This window comes from Halomonas sp. GXIMD04776 (assembly GCF_049808615.1).
Classification (GTDB): Bacteria; Pseudomonadota; Gammaproteobacteria; order Pseudomonadales; family Halomonadaceae; genus Modicisalibacter.
Genome location: NZ_JBNCAN010000006.1, coordinates 163065 through 182274, shown reverse-complemented (window position 1 = coordinate 182274; position 19210 = coordinate 163065). Strand labels below are relative to the sequence as shown.

Below are 19210 nucleotides of genomic sequence, written 5' to 3'. Positions count from 1 at the left end.
ACCAGGCGTAGTAGCCGGATCGAGATACCTTAAGGTGACGGCACAGTGCTTTTACGCTGTGTTCCCGTCGGTGTTTCCAGACGAACCGGAACGCTTGCGTCGTTCCTCGGCCTGAAAACGTTGAAACTTTTTTAGGATGTCATTTTCCTCCTGAAGCTCCGATACCCGGCGTTTCAGGCGAGCAACCTCATCGTGTTCCTGAATTTTCTGCTTGGCCTCGGCTGGTGCCTTCTTGACCCGTTTCATGGCGAACTTGCCCTCCCGGTATTCCTTGCGCCAGCGTGACAGCATGAACGGGTGAATATCCAGCGCTTCGGCCACCCCTTTGACGCTCCGGTGGGCTTGGTGGCTCCATTCCACTGCTTTGACTTTGAACTCAGTGCTGTACTGCTGAGTTTTCTTCCCCGTGATCATCTCCGGCATCGGTGTTCTCCTGTTGCGGAGTTATCGATGCGTGTCTACTAGATCGGGGGAAGTCCACGGTCAACTGCAGCGACTTGTTAGCCTTCACCGCGGACTTTCTGCACAGCAGAGCCGACGAGTTGGCTGCAACCAAACCAACCCCAGTAGATTCGGTGATTGGTGATCCGATAGTCTGAAATTTGCATGACTTCAAGAATGTCGATTTGATCGCCTTCAGGAGTCTCCCTCGGGTACTCCCAGATCAGCGTATCGCCGTTGACGAAAAACTTACCCGTTCGATACCAGCGAACCAGATCATTGGGTCTTCGCTTGGTGCCTTCCTCCAAGAAGCGAAGAATATCCGCGCGCCCCTGGAGAATCCCTGAGTCTTGGTCCAGGATCGCAGGCACCAGAGGGCTTTCAAAGACCGCATCCTCCGCGTAAAGATTGATAAGAGCTGGCACATCTCGGCCTTTCGCGTGTCGATGCCATTGTTCGTAGATAGTTTCAAACTCGTTCATGCTTCTCCTCTGAAGGCTAACGCTGAATTCAGCGGCAGCCTTGATGGAGCGAAGCGGAGTCAAGGCTGTCCGGTGGAGGCCCGAAGGGCCGGAACGAACTGGAATGATTTGTTATGCATTTACCAGTTTACGAGGACATCTTTAACTTTATGCGTTTCGGGGTCGAAACCAATAGCCCAAAGTATTTCATCTTCGCTGGAAGAGTATTTCGCCTTCCATAGGGTAAGTTGGGAATCTGATCTTCTGAGGCAATCTATAAATTCAAGGCTGCTCAAAACCCCAAGCTCATGCCGGATACTCTCACATGATGCAATGTACGCCTCTTCAGTAATGGTGCCCTCGCTTTCGTCGGGAGACGACGGCATGGACATTTCCTGCAAACGAGCGAAATTTTTCCCATCATGGAGCTCTATAACCTGCTCCGCGAGCTTCCTTTCTTGATCCGAAATCATGATTCCTCCTTTTTTGCATAACAGTTTAATAGTAGCCTAGCTCAATTTCACCACAGACAGCATAGATGCTTGAGCAGGTTAACCAACTGACCAATCAAGAAAATACCAGTTCTATAAACAATAATAATGGATGAAATCGCGCATGCATATTCCCATACATTCCTTACCGTATATCAATTTGTTAAGCCAATTAAGCTATTGATTAATATATAATTACAAACTGCATCTCGATAAAAGCGTGCCATGGTTACATATTTTCTGTGCATGATGCTCATTTTCCGTCCATTATACTGTATAAAAATACATAAAACGGAGAACGCCATGCCTACGAGTCCTTTCCTGGAGTCAGTTCATCGCTCCATACGCTTACGTGGCTATAGCCTGCGCACGGAAAAGACCTATTTGCATTGGATCAAGCGCTTTATCCTGTTTCATGGAAAAAAACACCCTTGCAACATGGGCGCACCTGAGGTTCAGGCATTTCTCAGTTGGTTGGCCAGCGACCAGCATGTGGCAGTGAATACCCAGAAAGTCGCGCTCAACAGCTTGGCTTACCTGTACAACCAGCACCTTGAGCAACCACTGGGTGACTTAGGCTTTACTTTGGCAACGAAGAAGCGGCGCTTGCCGGTGGTACTTTCTCCGGCTGAAGTCGGATGTATTCTGACACATCTGCCGCCGTCGCCCCGGCTGGTCATAGAATTATTGTATGGCAGCGGCCTGCGTGTGAATGAGTGTCTTCGACTTCGCGTCATGGATGTCGACATACCTGGTGGAAAACTCCTTATCCGTGATGGCAAGGGGCGCAAGGATCGCGTCACTTTACTCGGCCGGTCCGTAATTCCACGGCTTGAATCACAAATAGGCATGGCAAAGGAACTTCACCAGCGAGACTTGCTTCATGCAATAGGCCCGTCGATTCCTCACGCCTTGGGAAAGAAATACCCCAATGCATTTCGCCAGCCAGGATGGATGTACGTCTTCCCTTCCAAGGGGTACTGCCGTCATCCTGTCGGGAATCATTGGTGCCGCCATCACCTGCATGACAGCGTGATTCGAAAGGCAGTCGGTAAGGCACAAGGGGCCTCTGGCATCACTAAGCGTGTGACATGCCATACGTTTCGCCACTCATTTGCTACCCACTTGCTGGAAGCCGGTTATGATATTCGCACTGTTCAGGAGCTCCTGGGGCATAGTGATGTGAGGACTACCCAGATCTATACGCATGTACTGGGTCAGCATTTCGCCGGCACACATAGCCCTTTGGACCGCTTGATGCTCGGCCAGGCACCGGTGGCGTAAGCACACTACCGCCCGGGATGGCATCATTCCCTGCGACAGGTCCTCGGTCTTTTCACTCTTTGATTGCTGACTTCTCCTGGTCTTACCAGCTTAGTTCGCCGAGTTCTGTTCTCAAACACAAAAAAGCACGCCGATTGGCGTGCTTTCTCTTACCGTGAAACAAAAGGCTTACGAGCTAAGTGGAGTCACTCCCACTCGATCGTAGCCGGAGGCTTGCTGCTCACATCATAGGTCACCCGCGATACCCCGCTTATCTCGTTGATGATGCGGTTGGAGACTTTCTCCAGCAGTTCATAGGGCAGGTGTGCCCAGCGGGCGGTCATGAAGTCGATGGTTTCCACGGCGCGCAGCGCGATCACCCATTCGTAGCGGCGGCCGTCGCCGACCACGCCCACGGATTTCACCGGCAGAAAGACGGCGAAGGCCTGGCTGGTCTTGTGGTACCAGTCCGCGTTGTGCAGCTCTTCGATGAAGATGGCGTCCGCCTCGCGCAGAATGTCGGCGTACTCTTTTTTCACTTCGCCGAGAATGCGCACCCCAAGGCCCGGCCCCGGGAAGGGGTGGCGATAGACCATGTCGTAGGGCAGACCGAGTTCGAGGCCGAGCTTGCGCACCTCGTCCTTGAACAGTTCCCGCAGCGGCTCGACGAGCTTCAACTTCATGGTCTCGGGCAGGCCGCCGACATTGTGGTGCGATTTGATGACGTGGGCCTTGCCGGTCTTGCCGGCGGCGGATTCGATCACGTCCGGGTAGATGGTGCCCTGGGCGAGGAAGTCGACGCCTTCAATCTTAGCGGCCTCGTCATCGAACACGTCGATGAAGGTGTTGCCGATGGCCTTGCGCTTGGCTTCGGGATCAGAGACGCCTTCGAGCTTGGAAAGAAACTTGTCTTCCGCATCGATGCGAATCACCTTCACGCCCATGTGGTTGGCGAAGGTCTCCATCACCTGGTCGCCTTCGTTCTTTCTGAGTAGGCCGTTGTCGACGAACACGCAGGTCAGCTGGTCGCCGATGGCCTTGTGCAGTAATGCCGCCACCACCGAGGAATCGACGCCGCCGGAAAGGCCTAGCAGCACATGGCGGTCACCGACCTGATCGCGCACTCGGGCGGAAAGATCCTCGACGATCCTGGCTGGCGTCCAGAGTCTTTCCGCGCCGCAGATATCCAGCACGAAGTGCTCAAGGATGCGTTGGCCTTGCAGGGTGTGGGTTACTTCCGGATGGAACTGCACGCCATAGAAGCGCTTTTCCGGCCAGTTCATGGCGGCGATCGGGCAGCTCGGCGTGGTGGCGGTGACGGTGAACTCTGCGGGGGCCATGGCCACCTTGTCGCCGTGACTCATCCATACATCAAGCAGCGCCTTGCCGTCGTGATCGACGTGGTCCTTGATGCCCTTGAACAGATCGTCGTCGTGCTCGATGCGAATCTGCGCGTAGCCGAACTCCTGCTTCTGCGAGCCCTCGACGCGCCCGCCCAGTTGTTCCGCCATGGTCTGCATGCCATAGCAGATGCCGAAGACCGGCAAGCCCATTTCGAACACACACTGCGGTGCCCGAGGCGAATCCAGCTCCGTCACGGACTCCGGCCCGCCGGCGAGGATGATGCCATTCGGGGCGTAGTCGCGAATCTCGGCCTCGGTGATATCGAAGGCGCGTACTTCCGAATAAACCCCGATCTCCCGCACGCGGCGGGCGATCAACTGGGTGTACTGGGAGCCGAAATCGAGAATCAGAATCTTGTGGGCGTGAATGTCTTGCATGACAGGCTCTCTATTGAGCGGAGGTGGGCGAGATCGCCCAGTAAGAATCGGCAAGCTGATTAAGCTTGAGCAGCGTTGCTGGGTGAGAACCAGGCTAGGCGAAAACAGCCGAGGCAGCGCAGTTGACTAGTGGGTCAATGAGCATGCCGAGGCTGTTTTCAACAACGCATGGTTCCATCCAGCGCGCTGGTTATCCTAACCCACCCGGTAATTGGGGGCTTCCTTGGTAATCTGCACATCGTGCACATGCGACTCATTGAAGCCGGCGCCGGTGATCTTGACGAACTCCGGCTTGGTGCGCATCTCGTCGATGCTGCGGCAGCCGGTATAGCCCATGGAGGCGCGCAGGCCACCCACCAGTTGATGAACGATGGCGCTCATCATGCCCTTGTAGGGCACGCGCCCTTCGATGCCTTCCGGCACCAGCTTCTCGGCACCCTCGGACTTGTCCTGGAAGTAGCGATCCGCGCTGCCCTGGCTCTGAGACATGGCGCCCATGGAGCCCATGCCGCGATAGGCCTTGTAGGTACGGCCCTGATACAGCTCGACCTCCCCCGGGGCTTCCTCGGTGCCGGCAAGCAGACCGCCGATCATCACGCAGCTGGCACCGGCAGCGATGGCCTTGGCCACATCGCCGGAAAAGCGGATACCGCCATCGGCGATCAACGGAATATCGAAGGCTTCCAGGGCCGCAGCGACATTGGACACCGCGGTAACCTGCGGCACGCCAACCCCGGCCACGATGCGGGTGGTACAGATCGAACCGGGACCGATGCCCACCTTGACCGCGTCGACGCCGGCCTCGGCCAGTGCCTTGGCCGCATCCGCCGTGGCGATATTGCCGCCAATGACCTGAATGTTCGGGAAATGCTCCTTGATCCAGGCCACCCGATCGATGACGCCCTTGGAGTGACCATGAGCGGTATCGACGACGATCACATCCACGCCGGCCTCGGCCAGGGCGGTGATGCGATCCGCGGTCTCGGCACCGGTGCCCACCGCCGCGCCGACCAGCAGGCGTCCATCGCTGTCCTTGGCGGCATAAGGATAGTTGCGCGCCTTTTCGATATCGCGAAAGGTCACCAGGCCACGCAGGCGGAAGTCGTTATCGACCACCAGCATCTTCTCGATGCGATGCTCGTGCAGCTTGGCCTTGATCTGTTCCAGTGGCGTGCCTTCTAGCACCGTGATCAGCTTGTCGCGGGGCGTCATGATCGCCTCGACGCTATCGCTGTAATCCGGCTGGAAGCGCATGTCGCGACCGGTGACGATGCCGACCAGGGTCTCGCCCTCGACCACCGGAAAGCCGGAGAAACCGTATTCGCTGGCCATGGCCAACAGGTCCTGCAACTTGGCCTGGGGCGCAACGGTCACCGGGTCCTTGACGATCACGCTTTCATGTTTCTTGACCTTGCGCACCTCCGCCGCCTGGCTACCGATGCTCATGCTCTTGTGGATGATGCCGATGCCGCCTTCCTGAGCCATGGCGATAGCCAGGCGCGCTTCGGTCACGGTATCCATGGCAGAGGAAACGAGCGGGACATTGAGGTTCAAGCGGCGAGTCAGGCGGGTCTTGAGGCTGACGTCCTTGGGCAGGACATCCGAATAGCCGGGGACGAGTAATACGTCATCGAACGTAAGAGCTTCTTGCGCCATACGTAGCATGTCGGTTTCACCCAGTGAGCGGTTTGTGAAGAGAGAGGGGGCGTGAAATAGATAACTGAAATAAATAGCGGGGTATTATAAACCTCCCGTCCCGACGGCTCAATGCACGCTCGAAGAGCGCCGTGTTAAGCTGCGATGAACCTGGCTGGAGCCCTCTTCATGGCTGATCCTACAACCCTTTCCGTCAGCGATCTCAATCGCCAGGCGCGCCTGATGCTCGAACGCGGCTTCGGCGACTGCTGGGTGGAAGGCGAAGTGTCGGGCCTGGCCAAGCCCGCCTCTGGACACTGCTATTTCAGCCTGAAGGACGATCGCGCCCAGGTGCGTTGCGCGCTGTTTCGCACCCGCGCCCGGTTCGCCGCGCCTTTCGCCAACGGCGATCACATTCGCCTGCGCGGACGCGTCTCGATCTTCGAACCCAGAGGTGACTATCAACTAATCGTCGAAGCAGTCCAGCCCGCCGGCCAGGGGGCCTTGCTGGCGGCTTTTGAGCGCCTGAAGCACCAGCTCTCCGCCGAGGGCGTGTTCGTCAACGCCCGTCCCCTGCCCTATCCGCCTGAGCGTTTGGCGCTGATCACCTCCGCCACCGGCGCGGCGGTCCGCGATGTGCTGGCGGTATTGGCAACACGCTGGCCGCTGATCGATGTCACCCTGCTGCCGGTACCGGTGCAAGGCCGCGAGGCAGTACCGGCAATCATTCGTGCGATTGCCGTCGCCAACCGGGAGGAGCGCTTCGATGCGTTGCTGATCACCCGGGGTGGCGGCAGTCTCGAGGTCCTATGGGCTTTCAATGACGAGCATCTGGCCCGGGCGATCTTCCATTCGCGATTGCCGGTGATGTCCGCGGTGGGCCACGAGGTCGACGTGACCCTGACGGATTTCGCTGCGGACGTACGAGCACCAACTCCCTCCGCGGCGGCGGAACAGCTGGTGCCGGATCGGCGCGAGCTGATGCGTCGACTGAACGATGCACAGCAGCGCCTGGCTCGTGCGGAGCGCCTGCGGCTCGATCAGGAGATCCAACGCCTCGACTATCTGCGCGCTCGTCTGCGCCATCCCGGTGAACGCCTGGCCCGCCAACGCCAGCACCTGGAACAACTTGAAGCACGCCTCCAGAGAGCCATGCAACAGCATCTGTCCCAGGCGCGGCAACGTCATCAAATGGCAAGGCAACACTTGATGCGCTTCGACCCTGCCCAGCAGATCAGTGAGTCTCGCCAGCGCCTCGAACAGGCCAGCAGACGCCTGCACCTGACCATGCCCCGGCGTCTACAGACCGAGCGCAATCGGCTCAATGCCCTGATGCGGGAATTGAACGCGGTGAGCCCGCTAGCGGTATTGGGTCGGGGTTACGCGATTCTCGAGAACGGCCAGGGGGCGATCATCAAACGCGCCGAGGACACCCAACCGGGTGAGCGCCTCAGCGCACGGCTTGCAGAAGGCAAACTGACAGTAGAGGTGAAACGCCGCTTCAAGCGTTAGCGTCTAAGAGTCCATTTCCAACCGGACTCCTAGATGATGGTCTCCAGGGGGTAAGACGAAGCGAAGGTCTTTTGCCATGATCGGAAAAGGCTCCTTGCAATGCCGGCATTTCCGCCATCCATGGCGGTCAGATAGCAAAATTAGCGCCCTAGGACGGGGTCAACAGCGCCTTCGCAAAGACTTTCCTCCGGAGCACCCATCGCATCCATCGAGCTATTAAAGAAGCTCTAAATATAGAGGTGCTTAACCGACCTCTTCCTCGGCGGTGGCGCCGGGCTTGAATACACTGGGTTCCAGATCGTGACGACCCAGCAGCTTGTAGAAGTCGGTACGGTTGCGCCCGGCGATGCGGGCCGCCTGAGTCACGTTGCCTTCGGTGATCTTGAGCACCTTGATCAGATAACTGCGCTCGAAGCTGGCTCGGGCGTCGTTGAAGGAGGGCAGCGCGTTTTCTTCGGCGACCAGCGCCTGGGCGACCAGCGCCTCGGGAATGATCGGCGAGCTGGTCAAGGCCACGCACTGCTCGACCACGTTGACCAATTGGCGCACGTTGCCGGGCCAGGCGCTGGAGGCAAGCAGATTGAGCGCTTCCGAGGAAAAGCCCTTGACGAAGGGCTTGTGCCGCTCCGCGGCCTGGGTCACCAGATACTTGGCCAGCAGCGGCACGTCCTCGGCGCGATCCTTGAGGGGCGGCAAGCGCAGATTGACCACGTTCAAGCGGTAGTAGAGGTCCTCACGGAAATCGCCCTCCGCCATGGCTCGGTCAAGATCGCGATGAGTCGCCGAGATGACGCGTACATCGATGGGAATCGAGGTGGTCGACCCCAGCGGGCGTACCTGACGGTCCTGCAGCACGCGCAGCAATTTGACCTGCAACGGCAAGGGCATGTCGCCGATTTCATCAAGAAATAGCGTACCGCCATCCGCGGCTTGAAAAAGGCCTTCGTGCTGCGTGATCGCGCCGGTAAAGGCGCCCTTGGCATGGCCGAAAAGCTCGCTTTCCAGCAACTGCTCCGGCAGGGCGCCGCAGTTGATGGCGACGAAAGGTTTGTCGGCCCGCGAACTGGCCTGATGAATGGCGTTGGCGAAAAGCTCCTTGCCACTGCCGCTGGGACCGGTGACCAGTACACTGACATCTGACCCGGCCACCATACGCGCCTGTTCGAGCACACGCTCCATGTGGGGACTGCGGGTAATGATGGACGAACGCCAGCCGTTATCGCCATCGCCGGCGGTACCCGGCGTCTGGCTCAAGGCATCTTCGAGAGCGGCAAATAGTTCGTCGCGATCCACCGGTTTGGTCAGAAAGCTGAAAACACCCTGGCGCGTGGCACTGACCGCATCCGGGATCGAGCCATGGGCAGTGAGAATGATGACCGGTAGCCCGGGGGCTTGCTTTTGCAACTGATGGAATAGCGTCATGCCATCCATTTCGTCCATGCGCAGATCCGACAGCACCAGATCCGGGCGTGTCTTGCTCAAACTATCCAGTGCCTGGCGTCCACTCTCCGCCGTGGTCACGCGATAGCCACGACTCTCCAGACGCATTCCCAGCAACTTGAGCAGGCTGGCATCGTCATCCACCAGTAGAATGTGGGCGGCATGCTTCACGTGTCGACTCCTTGAAGGCGCAACCACAAGCCCCTTGGCAATGACTGGCCCGAGGGCATTAGGCTTTATCCGAAAACTGTCTAGGCTCGATCATAAGGCATTAAAAATCGGCTCAAGAAACTCATTTATACCGCGTAAATTCCGTTCTTTTGCCAATCTTTGCCTTGTCTGATCATCGCTCGTCGACTTTTCAGACAAAGCCTAGGGCGTTTGGTTTCGCGAATTGATACTTTCTTCGATCGCCGTTAGCGCATCGAGTTTCTTGGCAAGATCATCGCGCTCCTGAACCGCCTGGCGACGAGAGGCTTCACTTCTGTAGAGGTCTCCCAGTAGTTTCCTGCGTGCCTCCAGACCGTTCAGCCACTGCCGAAGCAGGGGCTGCAACTCGCTGGGTGCCGCCGACAGGTCGGCCTCGAGCAGTTCCGCGGCATCGTCCCATTGGCTCTGGCGCGACCAGGAATAGACCACCGCTCGGGCCAGACGCTTGTTGGGGGTGTCGCCCTCGACCCTCTCGAGAATCCGATCACGCCACTCCTGGTCGGCACGCTGAGCCGCCAGACCGAAATCGACCCAGGCGCTCAACATGCAGTCGCTCTTTTTCAGGCTGGGCACGTCGGATAAGCATTGGTTCGATTCTTCTGGGGCCGAATCGGCCCCGGCCATTTCCGGCAGTATATTGCACCCCGCCAGAAGCGAGGCCGCCAGCAAGCCGGCCAGCAACTGTATTCGTTTCATACCCATCAATTCCTTGCGTTCGTATCGAGCGTCAGCATCGTCTGCTGCGTCCAATTATCGTTATCGAGGACGTCGCCCCCATTCCAGGGCAATGTCAGGCGGAAACATACCGCCAGGGTGTCATCATCGGCCAGGGTCAACTGACCTTGTTGCGCCCGGGCGCAATCTGCCGCGACGGAGAGTCCGATACCCGAACCTTTGATTGGCCCCTTGCGCCGAGCACGACCCTGATAGAAGGCCTCGAATAGTCGTTCGCGGTCGGCACTATCGATCGGCTCACCGCTATTGGCAACGTCAATTGTCAACGTCGGACCATGTTGACTTGTGCGTATTTCCAGCTGCCCCCCGTCCTCGCCGTAGGCGATAGCGTTGGACACCAGATTATCCAGCACTCGTGCAGTGCGGTCACGATCTGCCATCCATTCAATGGGGGAGCGCGATGCACTGACCTGCATGCCTTTCTTGCTTAGCGCCAGCTGATGTTTGCCCAATACCTCCTGTATCAAGGTGGCCACATTGAAGCATTCGTTGTCGGCAGTCTGATTGTGCTGCAACAGATTATAGTCTAGTAGTTGTTCGATCAGTCGCTGCAACTCCAGTCCGCTGGTATCGATCAATTCGACGATTTCGAGCTGGCGCTGGGTCAATTCACCGACGATGCCGTCGGAGAGCAGGCTGGTACCTTCACGAACACTGGCCAGCGGTGTCTTGAGTTCATGTGACATATGACGCAGAAATTGCTGTTTCTGCGCCTCGAGTTCACTCAAGCGTACGGACAGCCAATCCAGGCGCTCGCCCAGGTTGACCAACTCCGCTGGTCCTTGGATCAAATGTGACGACGCAGGTTCCATACCGCTGCCCAGCGTCAGTATGCGCCGCTCGATCTGGCGTATCGGGCGAATGATCAACCAGGTGAACAGCAGCATCAGAGCGAGACTTGCCGACACCAGGGCCGCGGTCTGCAACCACAGCCGGCGTTGCACCTCCTCGGCCTGAGCGCTGATATTTTCGATACGATTATCGATCTGGCGATTGGTCGCCTCGCGCACGGCGCTGGTGTGCTCACCAAAACTCGCGAAGCCGTCCAGATTCTCGCTGACTTCTTCAACGGTCATGGTCGGCAGCATCGCCAGTGCCTCGATCTGATCGCTCAGCACAGCGATATCCGAATTATTAGGCAACAGGCGCTGCTGGGCCTCGAGTAAGGCTGCGTACTCTTCGACCTTGGAGGCATAGATTTCCATCAGACCGGGCTGCTCGACCACGGCATACTGACGAGCACTGCGCTCCATTTCCAGCGCCAGATTGGAGAGTGCCCGGGCACGCCGTGTCTGTTCGACAGCCTGACGCGCGCTGATATCAGCCAGATAGGAAAGTTCCGAAAGCGCCTGCCCCGCCTGAAACATCAGGACGGCAATGGGCAGCATCACTACGAGGAAGGCCAGCAGTACCAGCTGCAATAATGATCGAGGACGCCAGCGGCGTGAGACCTGTGAGGTCATGGCAACGGTTCTATGCAGAAAAAGGATCGAAATCATGAGTCTTATCCGCATAGCATACCAGAGTTGCCGCCAAGCAAAGTCGTAGACATCTAAACAACGCAAAAAAAGAGGGCCGACAAAAGCCGGCCCAAGGTACGCAGGGAACTGAAGGGTCAAGTGAGTGCTCTTTGAATGCCTACCTGTTTAGACATCGCCGAGAACTCGGATGGTCCCGAGGGACCCGAAGCCATGAAATCGCGTCAATGTCTAACAGGAACTGGCGATTTAATGTCAGCGGCGAACCGCCGTGCTTCGTTCTTTGATGCGCCGCCTGGGCGTCGTATCCAAATTGATCCCCCTCACGGGGGAATGGCGTCCGTGCCGGGCCTCCTTGCCCAAAAGGTACCTTTCCATGCCGTAACGGCGGTACCCATCTCATCGCAACTTGAGTCACACATCGCGTGGAGCAAACGCATTTGCCAATCTGAAAGAACAAGCCCAAGGGGTCATGCTTTCGATTGACCAAACAGGAAATGAGCTAAATGCTTCGATCTATTCCTGCCGCTCACGTAACATGTTGCGATAGGCATGCCAATAACCCCTATATGCTTTAAAAAACAAAAGGTTATATTTCTTCTCAAATAACCCTATAAGCGAATAACTGCGTTCATGGATAAAAAGGGACGCGAGGCACATTCATTACGTCTCTAAACGGCAACGAGCAATTCATTGTGCCGAATGTTTCGATCAAAAACAGGTGGTTAGCGAGTATCTGACTAGCGACAGCAAAAGGATATTTCAGAAAGTGCGTTTCAATTCATCTGCTTGAGCAGAATCTTGGATTTTCGAGCATGGTTGTAGGCATCGCGTCTAAGCGCCGGTAATAACTCGATGCGGGAGTGAACGAAGCCATGCTCGATGAACCAGTGAGCGGTATGGGTCGTCAGAGCGAACAATGCCTCGAGTCCACGCCGCCGAGCACGCCGCTCTACCTCGGCGAGCAATAATTCCGCCCGGGCGCTGCCACGATAATCGGCATGGACGGCAACACAGGCGAGCTCACCCATGGCGGTATCGGGAAACAAATGCAGCGCGGCGCAGCCAATGATCATGCCATCACGCTCGATGACCAGATAGTCGTCGATCTCCTGTTCGAGTCGTTCCCGGGAGCGCTCGATCAGAACGTCGTGTTCTTGCAGTGGCCGCAGCAGCTCAAGTAAACCGGCAATGTCGCGCAGTTCAGCGGGACGCAGCTGCTCATAACGGTGCTGGGTGATCATCGTTCCCACCCCGTCTCGAGTGAATAGCTCACCCAGCAGCGCATCATGATTGTGCCAAGGCAACAGGTGGGTACGACCTACGCCGTGGCGCGCCGCCTCGCAGGCGGCACTCAAGTGCCGCGCGAGTTCGCTGCCCGGGGCAGCGGCAGCACGCAAGGGCTCCGCCTCGTCCGGGGACAGCTGACGCTGCAGCCGACCGCTTGCATCATGCAGCCCATCGGCGTCTCCCAGCAGGATCAGCTTATCGGCCTTGAGCGCGATGGCAGCGTGCTGGGCCACTTCAGAGGCATCCAGATCGAACACTTCGCCGGTACTCGAGAATCCCAGCGGTGGTAGCACCACCAAGGCTTCCCGCTCGAGCAGCGCACCGATGGCACTTTTACGCACCCGGCGCACTTCGCCACTGCGATCGAAGTCGATGCCTCGACGCACTCCCAGGGGTTTGGCCATGACGAGATTACCGGACACCGCGACGAGCTCGACACCGTGCAGCGGTGTATTGGGCAGGCCCAGAGAAAAACGCGCCTCCAGCCACAATCGCTGCTGTGCCGCCACGCGCTCGACACACGCCATGATGACTTGATCGGCTACCCAGCGTCCTTCATAGCGTTGTGGCGCGATATCCGATTCCTCGAGCACCTGGCTGACCTGAGGACGAATACCGTAGACCAGCACCAGACGCACCCCGAGGGTATGCAACAGGGCCAGATCCTGGATCAGCTGTTCGCCACGCTCGTCGATCATGGCGTCGCCTTCGATCAGGATGACGAAGGTACGCCCACGATGCGTATTGATGTAAGGCGACGAATTACGAAACCACTCGACGAAGGGAAAATGTGTATTCAAGACCTGTCCCCGATCGCAGGAAAACCGAACCAGGCGAAGCACTATAACAGAGCCGCTGCCTCCCCTTATGCCTCAGAATGTCTCAGCCGAACATGCCCTTGAACATGAAGAAGAACAGGATCGCCAACATGGCGCCGGCCGGCAAGGTAATCAGCCAGGACAGAATGATGGTGCCGAGCACCCGCAGGTTGAGCGCCGCCATACCGCGCGCCAAGCCCACCCCCAGCACTGCGCCCACCAGGGTATGGGTGGTGGAAACCGGCAACCCGGTTCCCGAGGCCAGGACCACGGTGGTGGCCGCCGCCAGGGTGGCGGCGAAACCACGGCTCGGTGTCAATTCGGTGATGCCGGTACCGACGGTTGCAATCACGCGGTGCCCATAGGTCACCAGACCGACAACGATACCCGCGCCCCCCAATACCAGCACCCACCAGGGCAGAATTGCCGCACCATCTATCTCGCCGTGGGTGCGCACCACGCTGATCACCGCGGCCAGTGGTCCGACGGCATTGGCGACATCGTTGGACCCATGGGCAAACGCCATGGCGCAGGCGGTGAACATCATCAGTACGCCGAAGACGCGCTCGACGCTGGAGAATTGAAAATCACCGTTCTTGGCGCCCTTGGTGCGATTGATCCGGTTCTCGAGCCCGATGCCCAACAGCATGATCGTCAAACCGATACCGGTGGCGAGCAATAGGCTTTGAGCAAAGCTCAGATTCAGCCCCACATGGGATAGCCCCTTGACCAGCGTCACCATGGCGACGATAAAACCCACCAGAAAGATATACGCCGGCACATAGCGCTTGGCCGCCGCGAAAGGGTCCCGACTCTCGAAGATCAGCAACTGCACCGACTTGAACAGGACGAAGCCGAAGGTACCCGCCAGCACTGGCGACACTACCCAGCTGGCGGCAATCTGACCAACCTTGCCCCAGCCGACGGCATCGACTCCCAACCCGGCCACGGCGAAACCGACAATGGCGCCGACGATGGAATGGGTGGTCGACACCGGCCATCCGCGGGCCGAGGCGATCAACAGCCATAAGCCCGCTGCCAGCAACGAGGCCAGCATGCCATAGACCAGCAGTTGCGGATCATCCACGAGGAGTTCGGGGTTGATGATGCCTTTGCGAATGGTCTCGGTGACCTGGCCGCCGGCTAGCCAGGCCCCCAGAAATTCGAAGATTACCGCGATCAGAATCGCCTGCTTGATGGTGATGGCCTTGGATCCGACGGAGGTGCCCATGGCGTTAGCCACATCGTTGGCACCAACCCCCCAGGCCATGAAGAAACCGAAGATACAGGCAAGAATGATGAATACGTCACCGTATTGCTCAATGATAAACATGGGCAGCCGTTCGTTTTTGGGTGGCGTTCATGAGCGAATCCACGTAACCGCGACGGGACGTGGATTCAGCGGGCAGTGAGTATCTGTAGTCGACTGCCAACGCGCTCGGCGCGATCGGCAAGATCCCCGATCCAGTCGATGATCTTGTAGAGAAACATCACATCCACGGGCGGCAGATCGTCTTCGAGATCGAAGAGTTGACGACGAATGGCGATTTCCTGAGCATCCGCTTGATGCTCGAGATCGTGCAGGTCGCGAATCAGGTTTTCCATGAGTTGCGCCACATTGCGACCGAAGCCGGATTCGAGTAGCGACTCGAGCTCTTCCAGTGCCTTGCGCGCCTGGGCCACGGCCGCCAGTGCGATCTCCAGATAGCCGCGCATCGGTGTCGCCAAGGGCTCGGGGATCTGCATGGAACGTCCCAGCATGATGCCGGTGATGTCCCGGGCCCGATTGGCGATCTTGTCCTGCACGCTGATCAGTTCAAGTAGATCCGAGCGCGATACCGGCAGAAACAGGGTGTTAGGTAGATTGAGGCGTAACTGGGTTTTCAGCTCGTCCGCCTCGTTCTCGAGAGCGGTCACCTTCTCGCGGTGCTGGGCAGCTTCTTCCCAGTTGCCCGCCAGCGCGGCATCGAAGAAGGGCAATAACTGATCGGCGCACTCACTGGTCTTGACGATATGCGCCAATAACGGCTGAAAGGGCGAGCGCCCGAACAACGCTGAAAACGGATTGGACGTCATCATATAAAGACTGTCATGGGTTGGGAATGGCGTCGATAGTATAGTGATTGCATCGTGCAACGTCATGAAATTTCATTCGAGCGTCTCAACAGGATAGCCTGATGGCCGAAGAAATCGAACTCAAGCTGGCACTTGGCAATGTCGCCGCATCTTGTCTGCCGCGACATGAACTACTCATCGAACTCCCAATGAAGCTCGAGTGGCTGTCCAATACCTATTACGACACTGCCCAGGGTGCACTAGAGACCGCCCGGATCGCCTTGCGTGTTCGTCGCACCCCGGAACACCGGCTACAGACACTCAAGACCGCCGGCCGCGGGTCCGGGGGACTTTCCAGCCGTGGCGAATGGGAATGGAAGATTGGCGATGATGGCCTGGATCTGATCGGCCTGGCCGACTTGCCGCCCATTCAAGCCCTGGACGACGCTGTCCTCGAAGCGCTCCAACCGCGCTTTGTCACGGATTTCGAACGCTGCCGCTGGCTGCTCGAGACCGAGGACGCCACCATCGAGGCTGCCCTGGATCAGGGTGAAATCCGCGCTAACGGACGCAGCATCGCCATCAACGAGCTGGAACTGGAGCTCAAGCGCGGGCAGCCCGGTGCCTTGTGGCAATTGGCGAAGGGGCTTGCCGAACGGGTGCCGCTGCGCCCGTCCATTGCCAGCAAGGCCGAACGCGGCATGGCGTTGGACAAAGGCCACTGGCCACTTCAGCCTCCCGACGAGAGCCTCCGCACCCGGGCCGATCATGCCTTACGCCTGCTCGATATCTACCGCGATACCGAAGAACGATGCTTCCTGGAAAAGGCTCGCGACACATATCATGGCCTAGCCAGTGACAGACAGTTGAGTATCGCGCAGCAGCGTCACGCAAGTGCTCTGGCGAGCGCCTTGACGCATCCTGACTGGCTGACCACCAGCTTTGGGCGGCACAGCCTGGGCCTGCAACAGACACTTTGATTCACGAGGAGTCCGATCTTGCCATCTCCGTTACGTCCTGGCGGCATGGATCTGCGCACCTGGCTGTTCCAGCTCATCTTCGAGTCGGACACGCGACTCGCCAAGAGTTTCGATATCGCACTGATCAGTCTGATCCTGATCAGTGTCGCCATTGTCATGCTCGATAGCGTGGCATCTCTGCATGCACGCTACGGAGCGTTGTTTCTCGGGATGGAATGGGGCTTCACCGTGATATTCACTCTCGAGCTGGCGCTGAGGCTCTACTGTCTGGATCGTCCGCTGCGCTATCTGAAAAGCTTTTATGGCGTCATCGACCTGCTATCGATTCTGCCGACCTGGCTGAGCCTGCTCATACCCGGCGCCCAGTCGCTACTGGTGGTGAGGATCCTGCGCGTGCTGCGGGTCTTTCGTGTACTGCGGCTCATGGAGTTTCTGGGCGAAGGCAAGATCCTGCTGCAATCGCTGCGCCGCAGTTCGCGCAAGATCCTGATGTTTTTGTCCACGGTGCTGATGCTGGTGATCATCTTCGGCTCGATGATCTATCTGATCGAGCCGCCCGAGGCAGGCTTCACCAGCATCCCGCGGGCGATCTACTGGGCCATCGTGACCCTGACCACCGTGGGCTACGGCGATATCACGCCGCTGACACCCCTAGGGCAGTTCCTGTCGTCCGTGGTCATGATCATGGGCTATGCCATCCTCGCCGTGCCGACCGGGGTCTTTTCCGCCGAAATGATGCGCTCGATCCGGGAGCAGCGTTATTCCGACGAGGCCTGCCCCGGCTGCGGCCATGAAGGGCACGAGCGCGATGCGCGCTACTGCAAGCGCTGCGGTGCCTGGCTCGACGAAGAAAGCGAGGATCCGCGCAAGAAAAAGCACGATGATGAGCAAGCGTCCGCCACACCTACCGGCTAGTCGCTAAAATGCCGCCCAGCGGAGCGGCATTTCCACAACCAAGAGGCATTCAACGAAAGGGAGAGGTATCGCCCCGGCCTTCGCGCAGGATGACCGGCGGAATCTCGCGCAAATCGATCACGCTGGTAGGTTCCAGTGAGCAGGCGCCACCATCGATGATCAGCTCGAGATGCGCGCTGAAACGCTCACGAATCTCCTCCGCATCGGTCATCGGCAGCTCTTCACCCACCGGAATCAGCGTCACGCTCATCAAGGGGCCGCCCAGGGTGTCGAGCAGCTCATGAGTGATGCGGTGATCCGGCACCCGCACGCCGATGGAACGGCGCTTGGGATGCAACAACAACCGCGGCACTTCGCTGGTGGCATCCAGAATGAAGGTGTAGGGACCGGGGGTATTGTTCTTGAGCAGACGAAAGGCGTCGTTATCGACCTTGGCATAGGTGCCGATCTCGGAAAGATCGGAACACACCAAAGTAAAATTGTGCTTGTCGTCCAGCGAACGCAGCCACTTGATCTTCTCGATGGCCTTCTTTTCGCCCAGATGACAGCCCAGGGCATACCCCGAGTCGGTGGGATAGGCGATCACACCGCCCTGACGGATGATGGAGACGGCCTGATCGATCAGACGTTTCTGAGGGTTTTCAGGGTGAATCTGGAAGAACTGGGTCATAACCTCTCCTGACAGTGTTGACGAGGGGTTCGCATAGCACTTATTGACTAGCTTATCTGGTTATACAAATTCAGCCAGCAAAGTCGCGCATTCGTGGATGACACCACACCGGCGGCAGATCGCTCCGAGGGGCGAGACTCATGCTGCCCGGCGCCAGATGGCCACCCGGGAAATGAAAATCACTGCCCAGGGAACCATAGAGTCCGCGCTCCAGAAGCTGACGCGCCAAATCGCGCGTGACATCCGGATTCTGAAAGCCGCTGATCAGTTCCACCGCTTCGCCCCCCGCCTCGGCAAAGGCATCCAATAGCAGCCCGCGCTTGCGCCGGGTCAGACCATAACGCAATGGATGCGCCAGCACCGCCACACCTCCGCTTTCACGAATCCAACCGATCACGCTACTCAGGTAAGGCCAGTGCGCCTTGACGTCACCGCGCTTACCCGCGCCGAGGTGTTTCTTGAAAGCCGCAGCCATATCCGGCACCACGCCGGCTTCCACCAGGGCCCGGGCGAAATCAGGCCGCCCCAGGGGACGCTCGCTGCCGGCTTGCTTACGTGCACGGGCCAGAGCATCATCAAGGCCCACCGCTTCGAGACGACGAGCGATCTCTTCACTGCGCGTTACCCGCGCCTCGGCCTGGATCGCCAGCGATTCCTCCATCGTAGCGCTTGCGCCAGTAGGTAACAGCCCTACCACATGAATCGTCATACCCCGCCATTGGGCGGAGAGCTCCGTGGCGGGCAACAAGCGCACTCCCAGCCGTGCCGCCGCGATGCTGGCTTCCGGGACACCATTCAAGGTGTCATGATCCGTCAGCGCCATATGGGTCACGCCTCGGGCATGGCAAAGGTCAACCAGCGCGCTGGGCGACAGCGCGCCGTCCGAGGCGGTGGAGTGCATGTGCAGATCGAGACCGGAAACCGACTCGAGACTCTCGGGAAGTGACATCGTGGGCATGACGCCACCCGGCGTCTTTGTCAGAATAGGAGCGATATGGTGCGCGCCCTGCCACTCCGGGTCAATGGCGCCTCCTA

General features: G+C 58.4%; 17 protein-coding genes. 4 read left to right on the top strand and 13 right to left on the bottom strand.

The features are described from left to right. Window positions 1-51 precede the first annotated feature (51 nt). The 3 genes from ACPF7Z_RS06045 to ACPF7Z_RS06035 all read right to left on the bottom strand — a co-directional run bounded on the left by ACPF7Z_RS06045 (window position 52) and on the right by ACPF7Z_RS06035 (window position 1375). Window positions 52-423, bottom strand: a complete 372-nt coding sequence (locus ACPF7Z_RS06045; RefSeq protein WP_425192291.1) for a transposase — start codon at window positions 421-423, stop codon at window positions 52-54. Window positions 424-500: 77 nt separating this feature from the next. Then, a complete protein-coding gene (locus tag ACPF7Z_RS06040; RefSeq protein WP_425192290.1) occupies window positions 501-923 on the bottom strand; it encodes a nuclear transport factor 2 family protein in 423 nt (140 codons plus the stop codon). Between the two features lie 119 nt (window positions 924-1042). Beyond that, on the bottom strand, window positions 1043-1375 hold the full coding sequence (locus ACPF7Z_RS06035) for a hypothetical protein (protein WP_425192289.1): 333 nt from the start codon (window positions 1373-1375) through the stop codon (window positions 1043-1045). A 321-nt stretch (window positions 1376-1696) separates the two neighbouring features. On the opposite strand from ACPF7Z_RS06035, the gene ACPF7Z_RS06030 reads away from it, so the two are divergent. Continuing rightward, entirely contained in the window at window positions 1697-2677 is a 981-nt protein-coding gene (locus ACPF7Z_RS06030; RefSeq protein ID WP_425192288.1) for an integron integrase, read from the top strand. A gap of 185 nt (window positions 2678-2862) precedes the next feature. On the opposite strand, the gene guaA is transcribed toward ACPF7Z_RS06030, so the two are convergent. Next, the gene (gene guaA / locus ACPF7Z_RS06025; RefSeq protein WP_425192287.1) at window positions 2863-4437 is read right to left on the bottom strand and encodes a glutamine-hydrolyzing GMP synthase; all 1575 of its coding nucleotides are present in this window, start codon (window positions 4435-4437) and stop codon (window positions 2863-2865) included. Between the two features lie 195 nt (window positions 4438-4632). Beyond that, a complete protein-coding gene (gene guaB, locus ACPF7Z_RS06020) occupies window positions 4633-6102 on the bottom strand; it encodes an IMP dehydrogenase (protein ID WP_425192286.1) in 1470 nt (489 codons plus the stop codon). 159 nt (window positions 6103-6261) lie between these two features. Here guaB and xseA point away from each other — a divergent pair, with 159 nt between their 5' ends. Next, the gene (gene xseA, locus ACPF7Z_RS06015; RefSeq protein ID WP_425192285.1) at window positions 6262-7584 is read left to right on the top strand and encodes an exodeoxyribonuclease VII large subunit; all 1323 of its coding nucleotides are present in this window, start codon (window positions 6262-6264) and stop codon (window positions 7582-7584) included. A 243-nt stretch (window positions 7585-7827) separates the two neighbouring features. Here the strand turns inward: xseA and glrR are convergent, their stop codons facing one another. The 6 genes from glrR to ACPF7Z_RS05985 form a co-directional block, all read right to left on the bottom strand. Further along, complete coding sequence (glrR, locus tag ACPF7Z_RS06010) at window positions 7828-9195, bottom strand: two-component system response regulator GlrR (protein ID WP_425192284.1); 1368 nt, start codon at window positions 9193-9195, stop codon at window positions 7828-7830. Between the two features lie 201 nt (window positions 9196-9396). Continuing rightward, window positions 9397-9930, bottom strand: a complete 534-nt coding sequence (locus tag ACPF7Z_RS06005; protein ID WP_425192283.1) for a hypothetical protein — start codon at window positions 9928-9930, stop codon at window positions 9397-9399. A gap of 5 nt (window positions 9931-9935) precedes the next feature. Continuing rightward, on the bottom strand, window positions 9936-11432 hold the full coding sequence (locus tag ACPF7Z_RS06000; RefSeq protein ID WP_425192282.1) for a sensor histidine kinase: 1497 nt from the start codon (window positions 11430-11432) through the stop codon (window positions 9936-9938). 791 nt (window positions 11433-12223) lie between these two features. After that, window positions 12224-13537, bottom strand: coding sequence for an amino-acid N-acetyltransferase (argA, locus tag ACPF7Z_RS05995; protein ID WP_425192281.1), 1314 nt, complete (start codon window positions 13535-13537; stop codon window positions 12224-12226). Window positions 13538-13619: 82 nt separating this feature from the next. Beyond that, on the bottom strand, window positions 13620-14888 hold the full coding sequence (locus ACPF7Z_RS05990) for an inorganic phosphate transporter (RefSeq protein ID WP_425192280.1): 1269 nt from the start codon (window positions 14886-14888) through the stop codon (window positions 13620-13622). A gap of 65 nt (window positions 14889-14953) precedes the next feature. Beyond that, entirely contained in the window at window positions 14954-15634 is a 681-nt protein-coding gene (locus tag ACPF7Z_RS05985) for a TIGR00153 family protein (protein ID WP_425192279.1), read from the bottom strand. A 98-nt stretch (window positions 15635-15732) separates the two neighbouring features. On the opposite strand from ACPF7Z_RS05985, the gene ACPF7Z_RS05980 reads away from it, so the two are divergent. Continuing rightward, window positions 15733-16590, top strand: a complete 858-nt coding sequence (locus ACPF7Z_RS05980; RefSeq protein WP_425192278.1) for a CYTH domain-containing protein — start codon at window positions 15733-15735, stop codon at window positions 16588-16590. A 45-nt stretch (window positions 16591-16635) separates the two neighbouring features. Beyond that, window positions 16636-17505: an ion transporter gene (locus ACPF7Z_RS05975; protein ID WP_425192296.1), complete on the top strand. Its 870-nt coding sequence runs from the start codon at window positions 16636-16638 to the stop codon at window positions 17503-17505. A gap of 49 nt (window positions 17506-17554) precedes the next feature. Here ACPF7Z_RS05975 and ACPF7Z_RS05970 read toward each other — a convergent pair whose 3' ends face one another. Both ACPF7Z_RS05970 and ACPF7Z_RS05965 read right to left on the bottom strand, forming a co-directional pair. Next, entirely contained in the window at window positions 17555-18175 is a 621-nt protein-coding gene (locus ACPF7Z_RS05970) for an L-threonylcarbamoyladenylate synthase (protein ID WP_425192277.1), read from the bottom strand. Between the two features lie 70 nt (window positions 18176-18245). Further along, window positions 18246-19133, bottom strand: a complete 888-nt coding sequence (locus ACPF7Z_RS05965) for a PHP domain-containing protein (protein WP_425192276.1) — start codon at window positions 19131-19133, stop codon at window positions 18246-18248. Window positions 19134-19210 lie beyond the last annotated feature (77 nt).

Excerpts from the sequence above, each read along its gene's own strand:
- ACPF7Z_RS06045 (WP_425192291.1), bottom strand. The coding sequence starts at position 423 with ATGCCGGAGATGATCACGGGGAAGAAAACTCAGCAGTACAGCACTGAG.
- ACPF7Z_RS06040 (WP_425192290.1), bottom strand. The coding sequence starts at position 923 with ATGAACGAGTTTGAAACTATCTACGAACAATGGCATCGACACGCGAAA.
- ACPF7Z_RS06035 (WP_425192289.1), bottom strand. The coding sequence starts at position 1,375 with ATGATTTCGGATCAAGAAAGGAAGCTCGCGGAGCAGGTTATAGAGCTC.
- ACPF7Z_RS06030 (WP_425192288.1), top strand. The coding sequence starts at position 1,697 with ATGCCTACGAGTCCTTTCCTGGAGTCAGTTCATCGCTCCATACGCTTA.
- guaA (WP_425192287.1), bottom strand. The coding sequence starts at position 4,437 with ATGCAAGACATTCACGCCCACAAGATTCTGATTCTCGATTTCGGCTCC.
- guaB (WP_425192286.1), bottom strand. The coding sequence starts at position 6,102 with ATGCTACGTATGGCGCAAGAAGCTCTTACGTTCGATGACGTATTACTC.
- xseA (WP_425192285.1), top strand. The coding sequence starts at position 6,262 with ATGGCTGATCCTACAACCCTTTCCGTCAGCGATCTCAATCGCCAGGCG.
- ACPF7Z_RS06005 (WP_425192283.1), bottom strand. The coding sequence starts at position 9,930 with ATGAAACGAATACAGTTGCTGGCCGGCTTGCTGGCGGCCTCGCTTCTG.
- ACPF7Z_RS06000 (WP_425192282.1), bottom strand. The coding sequence starts at position 11,432 with ATGACCTCACAGGTCTCACGCCGCTGGCGTCCTCGATCATTATTGCAG.
- ACPF7Z_RS05990 (WP_425192280.1), bottom strand. The coding sequence starts at position 14,888 with ATGTTTATCATTGAGCAATACGGTGACGTATTCATCATTCTTGCCTGT.
- ACPF7Z_RS05985 (WP_425192279.1), bottom strand. The coding sequence starts at position 15,634 with ATGATGACGTCCAATCCGTTTTCAGCGTTGTTCGGGCGCTCGCCCTTT.
- ACPF7Z_RS05980 (WP_425192278.1), top strand. The coding sequence starts at position 15,733 with ATGGCCGAAGAAATCGAACTCAAGCTGGCACTTGGCAATGTCGCCGCA.
- ACPF7Z_RS05975 (WP_425192296.1), top strand. The coding sequence starts at position 16,636 with ATGGATCTGCGCACCTGGCTGTTCCAGCTCATCTTCGAGTCGGACACG.
- ACPF7Z_RS05970 (WP_425192277.1), bottom strand. The coding sequence starts at position 18,175 with ATGACCCAGTTCTTCCAGATTCACCCTGAAAACCCTCAGAAACGTCTG.
- ACPF7Z_RS05965 (WP_425192276.1), bottom strand. The coding sequence starts at position 19,133 with ATGCCCACGATGTCACTTCCCGAGAGTCTCGAGTCGGTTTCCGGTCTC.